The organism is Mesorhizobium sp. CAU 1732 (assembly GCF_039888675.1).
Lineage (GTDB): Bacteria > Pseudomonadota > Alphaproteobacteria > Rhizobiales > Rhizobiaceae > Aerobium.
In genome coordinates, this window is sequence record NZ_JBDQQR010000001.1 from 3,543,089 (window position 1) to 3,556,029 (window position 12,941).

The 12,941-nt window shown below is 64.5% G+C and carries 12 protein-coding genes; 4 read left to right on the forward strand and 8 right to left on the reverse strand.

Annotated features, from left to right (window positions below; all coding sequences use genetic code 11):
* Nucleotides 1-48 precede the first annotated feature (48 nt).
* The 3 genes from AAFN55_RS17270 to AAFN55_RS17280 all read right to left on the reverse strand — a co-directional run bounded on the left by AAFN55_RS17270 (nucleotide 49) and on the right by AAFN55_RS17280 (nucleotide 1,036).
* Complete coding sequence (locus AAFN55_RS17270; RefSeq protein WP_347800061.1) at nucleotides 49-246, reverse strand: hypothetical protein; 198 nt, start codon at nucleotides 244-246, stop codon at nucleotides 49-51.
* Nucleotides 239-526 (reverse strand): HlyU family transcriptional regulator, encoded by a 288-nt coding sequence (locus AAFN55_RS17275; RefSeq protein ID WP_347800062.1) that lies wholly within the window; start codon nucleotides 524-526, stop codon nucleotides 239-241. The genes AAFN55_RS17270 and AAFN55_RS17275 overlap by 8 nt, the downstream gene beginning before the upstream one ends.
* 87 nt (nucleotides 527-613) lie before the next feature.
* The gene (locus tag AAFN55_RS17280; protein WP_347800063.1) at nucleotides 614-1,036 is read right to left on the reverse strand and encodes a secondary thiamine-phosphate synthase enzyme YjbQ; all 423 of its coding nucleotides are present in this window, start codon (nucleotides 1,034-1,036) and stop codon (nucleotides 614-616) included.
* 87 nt (nucleotides 1,037-1,123) lie between these two features.
* Here AAFN55_RS17280 and AAFN55_RS17285 point away from each other — a divergent pair, with 87 nt between their 5' ends.
* A complete protein-coding gene (locus AAFN55_RS17285) occupies nucleotides 1,124-2,305 on the forward strand; it encodes an MFS transporter (RefSeq protein WP_347800064.1) in 1,182 nt (393 codons plus the stop codon).
* Here AAFN55_RS17285 and AAFN55_RS17290 read toward each other — a convergent pair.
* Nucleotides 2,302-2,727, reverse strand: a complete 426-nt coding sequence (locus AAFN55_RS17290; protein WP_347800065.1) for a VOC family protein — start codon at nucleotides 2,725-2,727, stop codon at nucleotides 2,302-2,304. The two genes, AAFN55_RS17285 and AAFN55_RS17290, sit on opposite strands and share 4 nt — an antisense overlap.
* A gap of 71 nt (nucleotides 2,728-2,798) precedes the next feature.
* Here AAFN55_RS17290 and AAFN55_RS17295 point away from each other — a divergent pair, with 71 nt between their 5' ends.
* Nucleotides 2,799-3,392, forward strand: a complete 594-nt coding sequence (locus AAFN55_RS17295) for a helix-turn-helix domain-containing protein (protein ID WP_347800066.1) — start codon at nucleotides 2,799-2,801, stop codon at nucleotides 3,390-3,392.
* A gap of 175 nt (nucleotides 3,393-3,567) precedes the next feature.
* Here AAFN55_RS17295 and AAFN55_RS17300 read toward each other — a convergent pair whose 3' ends face one another.
* A complete protein-coding gene (locus tag AAFN55_RS17300; RefSeq protein ID WP_347800067.1) occupies nucleotides 3,568-4,248 on the reverse strand; it encodes a winged helix-turn-helix transcriptional regulator in 681 nt (226 codons plus the stop codon).
* A 68-nt stretch (nucleotides 4,249-4,316) separates the two neighbouring features.
* On the opposite strand from AAFN55_RS17300, the gene AAFN55_RS17305 reads away from it, so the two are divergent.
* Entirely contained in the window at nucleotides 4,317-4,724 is a 408-nt protein-coding gene (locus AAFN55_RS17305; protein ID WP_347800068.1) for a VOC family protein, read from the forward strand.
* 81 nt (nucleotides 4,725-4,805) lie between these two features.
* Here AAFN55_RS17305 and rpoD read toward each other — a convergent pair whose 3' ends face one another.
* The 3 genes from rpoD to dnaG form a co-directional block, all read right to left on the reverse strand.
* The gene (gene rpoD, locus AAFN55_RS17310; protein WP_347800069.1) at nucleotides 4,806-6,836 is read right to left on the reverse strand and encodes an RNA polymerase sigma factor RpoD; all 2,031 of its coding nucleotides are present in this window, start codon (nucleotides 6,834-6,836) and stop codon (nucleotides 4,806-4,808) included.
* Between the two features lie 386 nt (nucleotides 6,837-7,222).
* The gene (locus AAFN55_RS17315) at nucleotides 7,223-8,260 is read right to left on the reverse strand and encodes a DUF1963 domain-containing protein (RefSeq protein ID WP_347800070.1); all 1,038 of its coding nucleotides are present in this window, start codon (nucleotides 8,258-8,260) and stop codon (nucleotides 7,223-7,225) included.
* An 81-nt stretch (nucleotides 8,261-8,341) separates the two neighbouring features.
* Nucleotides 8,342-10,285 carry a DNA primase gene (gene dnaG, locus AAFN55_RS17320; protein WP_347800071.1) on the reverse strand — a complete coding sequence of 648 codons (1,944 nt, stop codon included), beginning with the start codon at nucleotides 10,283-10,285 and terminating at the stop codon, nucleotides 8,342-8,344.
* 168 nt (nucleotides 10,286-10,453) lie between these two features.
* Between dnaG and AAFN55_RS17325 the strand changes: the two genes are divergently transcribed.
* Nucleotides 10,454-12,817 carry an EAL domain-containing protein gene (locus AAFN55_RS17325; RefSeq protein ID WP_347800072.1) on the forward strand — a complete coding sequence of 788 codons (2,364 nt, stop codon included), beginning with the start codon at nucleotides 10,454-10,456 and terminating at the stop codon, nucleotides 12,815-12,817.
* Nucleotides 12,818-12,941: the final 124 nt, after the last annotated feature.

Here is a 12,941-nt window from a genome sequence, read left to right on the forward strand (position 1 = left end):
GTCGTCCTCCTCCTCGCCCAGCCGGGCAATCTCAGCGCGATCGCGCTGTCAGTACCGTACCGGCAGATGCGTCACGGTTCGTGTCGATTGCGTGGAGACGCCGCTTGTCCCAACGCTCGCGCCGGTCGATGACGTGTTCAGCGTCGCGCCGTCGAGCCGCGCCACCGTCCCTCCACCGTAGAACTGGCATGCGGAAACCAGCGACCCAACCGCCAGCGCGGCCGCAACGCGGAAAAACCTAGCCAAAGATCCTCTCCCCTTGCTCGTCGATGATCTGCCGCGCCTTGCGCAGTGTCACGTCGACCGCATCGTCTTTCGAGGCGAACCGGTCGGCGCGGATGAATGTGTGCTCCTTCACGTCGCCGCCGATCTCCTTGGAGATGACGCCGCAGGTCTGGTACTGCCCGCCTTCGGTGAACGGCGTCGCGCGGATCGAGAACCCCTTGTGCTCGACAGGTTCACCGGCAGGTTCCTGCGTCCCGCTCTCCGCGCCCGCGCCTCCAAACAGCTTCTTCCAGAATGACATCACGCTACCTCGTCTTGATCATGTGCCTGCACCCGCAGTCTCGTATCCCTGTATAATCAATCACCGCCGCCGTGGGAAACAGCCGCTTCACCCCGACAGATGCAGCACGATCTCACGGCGGTGCGGGGCGTCGCGATGTTCGAACAGGTAGACGCCCTGCCATGTTCCGAGAGCGAGGCGGCCATCCGTCACCGGGATCGACAGCGAAACGGCGGTCAACGCAGCCTTGATATGCGCCGGCATGTCGTCCGGCCCCTCCGTCCTGTGCACGATCCAGCGCATCGATGGATCGTTCGACGGGGGCACGAGCCTTCGAAAGAAGGCGTCGAGGTCGCGCCGCACATCGGGATCGGCATTCTCCTGGATCACCAGTGAACACGACGTATGGCGCACGAAGACGGTGAGCAGGCCTTCCTCCGCCCCCGCTCCGTTAACGAAACGCGCAACACGATCCGTGAACTCGTAAAGTCCGGGGCCTGCGGTCGTGATGGTCAGCGTGGTCTGGGGCATTCTCGGAAACTGGCTGATGCATTGACGGTGGCGGCAAGCATAGAGCCTTTCATCGCCATACGGAATCAATCACAGGTAAACGCCGACATGGAACATCTTGCCCCAACGGGAAACGATCGGCGTCTGGCCTTCCTGCTCATCGTCGCCGGCACGGTCATCGGCATCGCGGGAACGGACCTCGTCCTGCCCGCCGTGCCCGGAATGCCGGAAGCGCTCGGCGGCACGCTGACGCAGGCGCAGTTCGTGCTGGCCGCCTTCGTGGCGGGTGCGGCGGTCGGCCTGCTCGTTTTCGGCACGCTCGGCGCGCGGTTCGACCAGCGGCGTCTCCTCGTCGGCTCGCTCCTCGCCTATGCGCTCGTCTCAGGCCTCGCCGCCATGAGCACGTCGCTCGACATGCTGATCGCGCTGCGGTTCCTGCAAGGCGCTGCCGGCTCCGCGGCGGCCGTCTTCGCGCCAGGCATCATCCGGGCGCTTTTCGGCGACCAGCGCGCCATCGGCGCACTCGGGGTCCTGGGCAGCGTCGAGGCCATGACCCCGGCCTTGGCGCCGATCGCCGGCGTCTGGCTCTACAACGCCTTTGGCTGGAATTCCTCCTTCGTGGTCATCGCCGCCGCGGCCCTCATCATCGCCTGCGCCATCCACCTCCTGCGCTCCAGGCTTCCGGCGACGATCGCGCGCCAGTCCGCCGGAGGATATTTGCGCCTGCTGCGCGACCCCACCTTCCTGCGCTACGCGTTGAGCCAGGCCTTCACGCTCGGCGCTCTTTTAGTGATCGTCTTTGCCGCGCCGACCCTCTTCGTCGCGGTCCTCGGCGGCACGCTGACCGACTTCATCATCATGCAGATCGCCGGCATCGCGACCTTCGCCATCGGTGCCAACATGACCGGCCGGCTCGCGGCTCGTTTCGGCGCGGAGCGGATGATCTGGATCGGCACCGTCCTGTCTGCCGCCGGCTGCAGCATGATGCTGGTCTATGCGCTGGCGGGCGGCGCCGAACCGTTGATCGTGGCGGCGATCTTCGTGCCCATCAACAGCGGTCTGGGCTTGCGCGGTCCCGTCTGCTTCCACCGCGCGGTCGTGGCGTCGCGCGGCGATGACGCGCGTGGTGCAGCATTGGTGATCCTGTCGGTCCTCATCACCACCGGCGCGGGCACCGCGCTCGTTGCGCCCTTCATCACGCTCGGCCTGCTGCCGCTGGCGCTGGTGGCAACGACGCTCACCCTCACCGCCGTTGCGCTGCTCCTGCTTCCGCCGCTCCCCGAGACCTAAGCAGGCCGCGCTTCATCCGAATACTGCTCGACGAATTCGCCGGTCGGCGCGATCGGGGTGATGATGTCGATCAGCACGCCGTTGGGATCGGCGGTGATGAAATGGCGCTGCCCGAACGCCTCGTCGCGCAGCGAATGCAGGATCGGCAGTCCGGCCGCAACGGCCTTGTCGTGTTCGGCATCGACATCCCTCACCTCGAAATTCAGGATCAGCCCCGACACCCGACCCCGCCCCGCTTCAGGGACGGTCTCGTGATTGCCGTCCAGAATGGCGAGATTGACGCGACGATCCTCGCTTGACGTCAAATGCACGTACCAATCCGCCTCGAAGACCGGCTTGAAGCGAAAATTGTCGACATAGAAGGCGGCCGTTCCGGCCACGTCGTCCGTCATGATCACAGGGTAGTAGCTGGTCGTCTTCACTGGGCTTTCCTTTCCAGTCTCGTTAACATACAGTCTGCATGTTTCTGGTAATTAACATACAGGCTGCATGTATGCAACAGGATTCCGGTCGCCGGACCAATCGTGAGCGCACGGAGACCACCCGCTCCGCGCTGATCGATGCCGCACGGCGGCTGTTCGTGGAGAAATCCTATGCCGAAACCGGCACGCCCGAGATCGTCGCTGCTGCCGGCGTGACGCGCGGCGCGCTCTATCACCACTTCGCCGACAAGCAGGCACTGCTCCGGGCCGTCATCGAAGCGGAATCGGAGGCGGTCGCGAGTGATATCCAAGCATCGGCGCCCCGCACCCTCCCGCCCCGCGAAGCGCTGGTCGAGGGCGGCACGGCCTTCCTGGCGGCGATGGCCACACCCGGCCGCACGCGCCTTCTCCTGCTGGATGGCCCGGCCGTGCTCGGGCGCACCGCCATGGACGAGATCGACGCCCGCCACGGCAATCGCACGCTGCGGGAAGGTCTCGCCGCCGCCATGCGCGCCGGCGCGATCCGCAAGCTGCCACTCGATGCGCTGACATCGCAACTCGGCGCCATGTTCGACCGCGCCGCACTCGCCATCGAGGCCGGCGACGATCCGCAACGCCATGTCGACGTCATCACGGCTGTCGTGGACGGCCTGCGCCCAGCCTGAATTGCGTTGGGTATTTCAGGTTCTTGCTGAAACACCCCTCCGTCCCTTCGGGCCACCTCCCCCGCTCCGCAGGGGAGGATCCGGCGTTGCGGCCGTCCTCGACAGGGATCCTCCTCCGTTACGGGGGAGGTGGCCCGAAGGGACGGAGGGGGTGTTTTGCGAAACCTGAACCGCTCTAGCTACAGGCCTTCGGCGGCAGTTCGAAGATGGCGGCGAACCGCGCCAGCGCCTCGCGGTCGCCCGACACCGTCACGATCCCCTCGCGCTCAAGCTCCGGCAGCGAGCGCAGGCCGTAGATCATCCCCGTGATCGCGCCGGGATCGCCCGCCAGCGTCACATCCGCGCCCGGTGCCTCGCCGCGTTCGCCGCGAAGCACGCGGTCCCGCACGCTCACCCAATACGCGCCGTCGCCGCAGCGAAAGGCGATCGTCACATCGACGCCGTCCGCCCTGCCCGGATCGAACATCGCCCTCAGCGACAGCATCATCGACACCGCGCTCAGCGGAAAGTTCGGGTCCTGCAACGGCGAGCGCGCGCCCCAACGCCCCATATGCAGGACGATGGGTTCGGCCTCCCTGCCCCAGTCCGTCAGCTCGTAGACCTGCACAGACGCGGGCGGCGCGAGCTTGCGCCGCCGTACGATGCCCGCCGCCTCGAGCCCCTCCAGCCTCTGCGTCAACACGTTGGCGCTCAGGCCGGGAAGATCGGCGCGCAGGTCGCCGAAGCGCCGCGGACCAAGGATCAGTTCCCGGATGACGAGCAGCGCCCAGCGTTCACCGATGAGATCGAGCGCATGCGCGGTGCCGCAGGCATCTTCATAGCGCCGAGGCTTATTGGTTATTTTATCTAACTTCATAGTTGCCAATTATAATCCGCTATGTCACGATCTTCAACATAGGGGAGTACAAACAAGGAGGATTGACGATGAAAGTTCTGGCCAACATCGATTTCGACGGCGATTGCCGGGAAGCCTTCACCGCCTATGCCGACATCCTGGGCGGCACGATCAAGGCGATGATCAGCAACCGCGACATGCCGGGAATGTCGGAGGGCGTGCCGGAGGATCGGCTGGATCGCATCATGCATGCCTGGCTCGACATCGGCGACAGCGCCCTGATGGGGCAGGACATGCAGGACTATTCCGGCCGCAAGGGCATGAGCGTCACGGTCGCGGCCGACACGGTCGATCAGGCCCGCCGCATTTTCGACCGCCTGTCGGATGGCGGCATCGCGATGATGCCCTTCGGCCCGCAACCCTGGTCGCAAGGCTTCGGCCTCCTCACCGACCGCTTCGGCGTCACCTGGGTCATCGACACCGCCGGCGAGCCGTAAGCGCCGGGCACTCGCCTGATCTGATACGCAAAAGGCCCAGATCGCTCCGGGCCTTTTGTCATAACTTGATGGACGACGCGATCAGCTATCGAGGAACGAGCGCAGCTTCCTGCTCCGGCTCGGGTGCTTGAGCTTGCGCAGCGCCTTTGCTTCGATCTGGCGGATACGCTCGCGCGTGACCGAGAACTGCTGGCCGACTTCTTCCAGCGTGTGATCGGTGTTCATGCCGATGCCGAAGCGCATGCGCAGCACGCGCTCCTCGCGTGGCGTGAGCGAAGCCAGGACGCGCGTGGTCGTCTCGCGCAGATTGGCCTGGATCGCCGCGTCGATCGGCAGGATCGCCATCTTGTCCTCGATGAAGTCGCCGAGATGCGAATCCTCCTCGTCGCCGACCGGCGTTTCGAGCGAGATCGGCTCCTTGGCGATCTTCAGGACCTTGCGGACCTTTTCGAGCGGCATGGCGAGCTTTTCGGCCAGTTCTTCCGGCGTCGGCTCGCGGCCGATCTCGTGCAGCATCTGGCGCGATGTCCGGACGATCTTGTTGATCGTCTCGATCATGTGCACCGGAATGCGGATCGTGCGGGCCTGATCGGCGATCGAACGCGTGATCGCCTGCCTGATCCACCAGGTCGCATAGGTCGAGAACTTGTAGCCGCGGCGATACTCGAATTTGTCCACCGCCTTCATCAGGCCGATATTGCCCTCCTGGATCAGATCCAGGAACTGAAGGCCGCGGTTCGTGTACTTCTTGGCGATCGAGATCACGAGACGCAGGTTTGCCTCGACCATCTCCTTCTTGGCGATCGCAGCTTCGCGCTCGCCCTTCTGAACCTGATTCACGATTTTGCGGAATTCCAGGATCGAGATCGCGGTCTCGGTCGCGAGGTTCTGGATTTCGGCGCGGATGTCCTTGATCGTGTCCTTCTCGTTGCGGTGGAATTCCTTCCAGCCGCGCGAGGTGAGGTTCGCGATCGACTTCATCCAGTTCGGATCCAGCTCCGAGCCCTGATACTCCTTGAGGAACTCCTCGCGGCGAACGCCATAGCTCTCGGCAAGACGCAGGAGGCGGCCTTCGTTCTGCACCAGACGCTTGTTGATGTCGTAGAGCTGCTCGACCAGCGCCTCGATGCGGGCGTTGTTGAGCGACAGCGACTTCACCGCCGTGATCAGCTCGTCCTTGAGCTTCTTGTAGGCGCGCTCCTGGCTGGACGACAGCGAACCGGTAGCCGCGAGACGTGCCTCGACCTGCTGGTCCTGCAGCTTGCGCAGCTTCTTGTAGGTCGATGCGATGACGTCGAGCGTCTCCATCACCTGCGGGCGCAACTCGGCTTCCATCGCGGCCAGCGACAGGTTTGCCTCGTCTTCCTCATCGTCATCTTCGTCGGACCGGCTGTCGCCGCCGACATTGGTGATGTCGTCGTCTTCGCGCGGTCCGCTCGAGCGGCGTCCGCGTTCGTCGGTCTTGGGCTTCTCGTCCTCTTCCACGCGCTCGACGACGGGTGCCTGCTTGGCTTCCGGCCCGGCATAGGTCGCTTCGAGGTCGATGATCTCGCGCAGCAGGATTCTGGCTTCGTTGAGCTCGTCGCGCCAGATGATGATCGCCTGGAAGGTCAGCGGGCTCTCGCAGAGCCCTGCGATCATCGTCTCGCGGCCGGCCTCGATGCGCTTGGCGATCGCGATTTCGCCTTCGCGCGACAGGAGCTCGACCGAGCCCATCTCGCGCAGATACATGCGAACCGGATCGTCGGTGCGGTCGGTCGGCTCCTTCTTGGTGGTCGTGGCGACGACGGCCGTGCCGGTCTGCTCGGCGAGTTCGTTGGCGTCTTCTTCCGCGTCCGCGTTGGCGTCGCCGCCTTCGGTCTCTTCGCCCGTCTCGTCATCCTCGACGACATTGATGCCCATATCGGACAGCATCGCCATCGTGTCTTCGATCTGTTCGGACGTCACTTCCTCGGAAGGCAGCACCGAATTGAGCTCGTCCATAGTGACATAGCCGCGCTTTTTCGCGAGCTTTATCATCTTCTTGACAGCGTCGTCGGAAAGGTCGAGGAGGGGCCCGTCGGTAGCGCCCTCGCGTTCGGTTTCGACCTCTTCCTTCTCTTTTGTCGCCATATTGCTTTTTCTCCAAGCGGAAGCTTCGTCGAGGCGATCAAAGCCTCTGCGTTTCGCGGGGGACAAATCGGTCACTCGCGATTCTGCCGCGATAGCCGGATTCGACTTAATTCCCGATTAACCCTGTCATCACCGATATATGGAGCGGCCTGTCACGCATCCAACCGGCATGCCATTCATTTGTTTGTGGAACGAGCCCTGCCCGCGCCTGCACGATTGCGATCGTCCTGATTCCGTCATTCTATCGGAAGGTCAAGCGGGTCAGACCTGATTCGGCCGAAAAAAGCGAATCAACTGTGCATCTTTCGAAAATTCGCAACCGCTGATCAGCATCATGCACCGCTACGCCTATGTAGATACGAAGCGCTGAATAGCAAGTCCGGCCATCAGGTTTGCTGATAGACGGCAATGACGTTGTCGAAATCGCGCATGCCGAGATCGTTTTCGTTGATCAGGAAATAGATCGTGCCGTCCTGGGGAACCTGCATGAAGTCCGAGAGATCGACCTGCAGCAGAAGACGCCACTCTCCTGCACGCGTCTCGATCTGTTCGGTCAGCGCCTCTTCCGACAGGCCCTCCTCCCGTGCCTGCCTGCTGTCGAGATCAGCGCGCGCGGCGTCGAACCGCGGATCGTCCTGCTCAGGCACCGGCACGCCGAGCAACTGGTTGCGCAGGCCGGGCCCTCCGTTCCAGTACGCATAAAATAGGTCGTCATAGGGCTGGGCGAAAAGCTCCGGCTCGGCCTCATACCGCGTCTTCAGTTCCGCATTGAGGCTGAACGCGACGGTATAGGCGGCCGGCAGCGCGTAGTTCGCCGTCAGCTCCATGGCCCTGCGTGGTCCGCCATAGGGCGATCCGCCGCTCAGCGTTTCCTCCAGAAGATCCGGATAGGCCGCCATTTCGACGGCCAGCGCGGCGCGATACGCCTGTTCGGCGTCGCGCAGTTCCGCCGGTATCTCCTGCGTCACGAGCAGGTCCCGCGGGGCGCTGTCCCAGATGACCTGCCCCGATTGCCAGTCCGTGTCGTATGGCCCTGTCACGAGGTCGTAGAAGAACAGCAGCCGCCCTTCCTTCGGCAGCAGATCGCCGGCGATGCCCAGCGCATCGGCTTCCTCGAGGTCGATTTGTGCGATGAACGCATAGGGCATATCGGCCTCGAGATGCCGCAGCCTGTCTTCAAGCCCGTCCGGTCCGCCGCGCTCCGCAATCTCGCGGGCGTTTTCAGGCGCCGGCCGCGCAGGCCATGCCCGGATGGCGGGCATGTCAGGCGTGCCGCCCATCCGGGTGCCGCCAACCCGGCCGTCGCCATCAGCGTCGACGCGGAACCGCACCGACGGCACCAGCGCGTTCATCAAAAGGTCGACATCCTGCGCCGTGAAGCGTTCTTCGATGATCTGCTGCGCGATCGCGATGGTTTCGAACATGGGCATGTCCTCGCTTGGGATGGGCGAGAGTTACCCCACCATCCCGCGATCGCAACCTCTGTCCCGCAAATTCCGAACGCTTTACCCGCGACCGGACGAAACCCCGAACCCCTCCACCAGCGCTTCGAGCCGCTCCAGATTGGCGATATCGACGCTGATCGTGTTCAGCACATGCAGCAAATGCTGGCAGGATTGCTCCTCGCCCTTCTCCACCGCTTCGGCGAGCGCCGACTGCACGCTCGCACGCTGGTCGCGCAGTTCGCGCGCCCTGGAATAGAGCGCGGCCGTCTGCGCGAACGCCTCGCGGACGTCGTCGAGCGCCGCGTCTTCCAGCGCCGGCCACTGCCGCGTCTTGCGCACCAGCGCCACAGCGCGCTCCCACGCCTCACCCAGTCCCGATTCCTCCAGCACCGCGATCAGCGCGCCGCGTTCATGCGCAACGCCATGCGCCATGGCATCCAGAAGCGCCGCATGCAGCCGCTTCAACTCGGGATGCGACAGGTGCATGTGCTCGAAGGCCTCGAAATACTCGTCCAGCAACGGCGGATGATTGACCATCGCCACCAGCATCGTGGTTTCGCGCGACGGCAGCGTGCCGCCACCGCTGCGCACCATGTTTGTGCGCGCGAGGCTCTCGGTCATGCCGACCCTGCCATTGGCCTGCCCCTGGCGGCCGCCTTTGCCCTGCCCGAAACCGCCATTGCCCCCATCGCGGTTGAACCGGCCCTGCTGGCCCCTGTCGCGACCGAAGAACGCCTGCACGCGCTCGCGCATGTCCTGTTGATAGTGCCGGCGCAGGCTCTCGTCCTGAATTCGGCTGGTCAGCTCGCGCAATCTCTTTTCAAGCTCGGCGCGGCGTTCCGGCGTATCGAAGACGCCGCCCGCCGTCTCGCGCAGCCACAAAAGCTCGGCCAGCGGCCGCGCCTCGGCCAGCACCTTCTGGAAGCCTGCCGCGCCCTCTTCGCGAACGAGGTCGTCGGGGTCCTGCCCTTCCGGCAGAAGCGCGAAGCGCAGCGTGCGCCCCGCCTGAACCAGCGGCAGCGCGAGATCTGCGGCCCGCCACGCCGCCTTCAGGCCCGCCTGATCGCCGTCGAAACACAGGATCGGCTCGCCGGCCATGCGCCACAGGAGGTCGAGCTGGTTTTCGGTGAGCGCCGTTCCCAAGGGAGCGACCGCGTTCTCGATGCCCGCCTGCGCCAGCGCGATGACGTCCATATAGCCTTCGACGGCGATGACCGTGCCGGCCTTCACCTGCGCCTTGCGCGCACGAACGAAATTGTAGAGCACGTTGCCCTTGTGGAAGAGCTCCGTGTCGTTCGAGTTGAGATACTTCGCAAGCGCATCCGACGACAGGGCCCGACCACCGAATGCGATGATCCTGCCGCGCGAATCCGGGATCGGAAACATCACGCGATCGCGGAACCGGTCGTATGAGACCGGGATGTCCTGCCCGTGGACGACGAGGCCACAGGCTTCGATCTGCTCCTTCGTCGCGCCCTTGCTCGCGAGAAACTCCTTCAGTGCGTTGCGGCTCTCCGGCGCGTAGCCCAGCCGGAACGTCTGCTGCGTCACCGATGTCAGCCCGCGCTCGCGCAGATACGCGCGCGCCTTCGCGCCATCGGCGCTTTGCAGCCTCTGCTCGAAGAACTGCGTGGCGAGTTCCATGACGTCGGTGAGCGTCGTGCGTTCCTTGTCGCGGCGTTCCGCGGCTTCATCACGCGCGGGCATCGGCACGCCCGCCATTTCCGCGATCCGCTCGACCGCTTCGGGAAAACTCATCCCGTCATTTTCGGTCAGGAAGCGGAAATGGTCGCCCGACACCCCGCATCCGAAGCAGTGGTAACGGCCCTTGCGGTCCTCGCAATGGAACGAAGGCGACTTCTCGCCATGGAACGGGCAGCACGCCCAGAAATCGCCGCGCTGCGCGTTGGTCTTCTTCCTGTCCCACGTCACGCGTGCGCCGATGACCGATGAAATCGGCACGCGGTCGCGTATCTCGTCGAGAAAGGAGTTGGAAAAGCGCATCATTGCCTCTTGAGGCGATCATATAAGCATGAACGCGCCCTCGCGCGACAACCCATTCGCACGGGCCCACGCTATTCACAGCCTCCCAGTGAAACGATTCCTCAAACTTGTTCAGCTATTGGCTGCATCAGTTTGATGGGATTCACTTTTCGGGAGATGCGGTCCGGCATGCTTACCGTTTATAATTGCATCGTGAATGATCACGATATTCGGCTCGTCGTCGTGGCGGGCATTCTCTGCGCCATCGCGTCCTTGACGGCGGTGGCGTTGCTGCAGCATCTGCGCCGCGCCACCGGCACGATCAGGATGGCCTGGCTCGGCATTGCCGCCGCTGCCTTCGGCTTCGGCGTCTGGGCGACGCACTTCGTCGCCATGCTCGCCTTCGCGCCTGGCCTGCCCAGTGCCTACGACATGCAGCAGACGCTGCTGTCGCTGGCGATCGCCATCGTCATCACCGGCGCCGGCCTCGCGGTCGCCTCGTCGCGCGAGACGCGCGACCACCACCTCGTCGGCGGCGCGATCCTGGGCGCAGGCATCGCCGCCATGCATTTCGTCGGCATGATGGCCTACGAGGTCGAGGGCCATCTCGTCTGGGACCAGCGTTTCGTTGCCGCCGCACTGGTGGTGGGGCTGGGTCTCGGCGCCGTGGCCATGCGGATCGCGCTGTCTGCCTCGGGGGCCGTGCGCAATGTCACCGGTGCTTTGGCGCTCACGCTCGGCATTTGCGGCCTGCATTTCATCGGCATGGGCGCTGTCACGATCCAGCCCGACACGTCGGTGGTGATCCCGGCATCTTCGGTGACCTCCGGATGGCTGGCGGCATCGGTGGCAGTCGCCGCATTGACGATCCTCCTCTTCGCCGCGGTCGCGTTGTGGGTCGACCTGCGCGACATGCGCCGCTCGCAACTTGAGGCCGACCGCATGAACGGCCTTGCAAACGCCGCAGTCGAGGGACTGGTGGTGTGCAAGGACGGCATCATCGTCACCGTCAATGCAAGCTTCCTGGCCATGACCGGCCGGACGCTCGATGACATCGCCGGCGCCGCGTTTGTGAGCGTGGTGGACGCCAAGCGGGAACACGTCGACGAGGACGCGGCCATCATCGCCTCGGGCGGCGCGCGGCTTCCCGTCGAGATCATCTCGCGCAACATCGACTACGGCGGCAGCCCGCACACGATCTATGCCGTGCGGGATTTGCGGGAGCGCAAGAAGGCCGAGGCCGATATTCGCCACCTCGCGATGCACGACACGCTCACCGGCCTGCCGAACCGCCGCGCCTTCAATGAAAAGCTCCGCCAGGAGCTGGCGGCCAACGAACCCGATACGCTGATCGCGATGTTCTGCCTCGACCTCGACCGGTTCAAGGAGGTCAACGACCTGTTCGGCCATTCGGCGGGCGACGCCATGTTGCAGAAGGTCGCGGATTGCGTGATCGGCGTCCTGCGCCCCGGCCAGATGGTCGCCCGCCTCGGCGGCGACGAATTCGCGATCATCGCATCCGGCCTCCACAGCGCGGCCGAAGCGTCCTCCATCGCGGACTCGATCCTGACCGCCTTCCGCTACGAAAACCGGGAGGCTCCGAGCGAGGGCCTGATGTCGACCAGCATCGGCATCGCGCTGTACCCGCAGGACGCGCCCGACGCGGAGCTTCTGGTGAGCCATGCCGACACCGCGCTCTACCGCGCCAAGGCGGAAGGCCGCGACACCTGGCGCTTCTTTGAAAAGAGCATGGGTTACGAAGTCCGCTCGCGCCGCATCATGGAGCACGAACTGCGCCACGCGGTTGCCCGTGACGAATTTTCCCTGGTCTACCAGCCGCAGAAACGGCTCGACACCGGCGAAACCATCGGCTTCGAAGCGCTTTTGCGCTGGAACCACCCGGCGCGTGGCAGCGTGGCCCCGTCCGTCTTCATTCCGGTGGCGGAAGAAAGCGGGATCATCGTCTCGATCGGCGAATGGGTGCTCGAAACCGCATGCCAGCAAGCGGTCGGCTGGGACGATAGCCTGACGGTCGCCGTCAACGTGTCGGCGATGCAGCTTCACAGCCCGGACTTCGCCCAGTGCGTTCACCGCACGCTTCTGCGGACCGGACTGTCGCCGCACCGTCTCGAACTCGAGATCACCGAAACCGCGCTCGTCCGCGACATGAACCGCGCGCTCGCGACCCTGCGGCAGTTGAAAGCCCTTGGCGTTCGCGTCGCGATGGATGATTTCGGCACCGGCTATTCGTCTCTGTCCAACCTCCGCGCGTTCCCCTTTGACAAGATCAAGATCGACGGCTCGTTCATCCGCTCGGTCGACACCAACGAGGAGGCCGCGACGATCGTCAAGGCGGTGCTCGGCATCGGTCGCGGTCTGGGACTGCCGGTTCTGGCGGAAGGCGTCGAAACGTCCGAGGAGCTGAAATTCCTCTCCGGCGAGTTTTGCCAGATCGGTCAGGGCTACCTGCTCGGTCGCCCGGCGCCGATCGAGAATTTCGACCTGATGACGCTCGAACAGATCGTCGCACCGAAGGCGGCATCGGCCGCCTGATCGGCCGAAAGCCGTGGACTCCGGTTTTCGGGTTATTCCGATGCTCAAACAAAGGGATAGATCGCCACTTTTGCGTCCGTCAGGATGCAGGGCGATCTAGCCGGTCCGCGCCCTTTTTCATGTC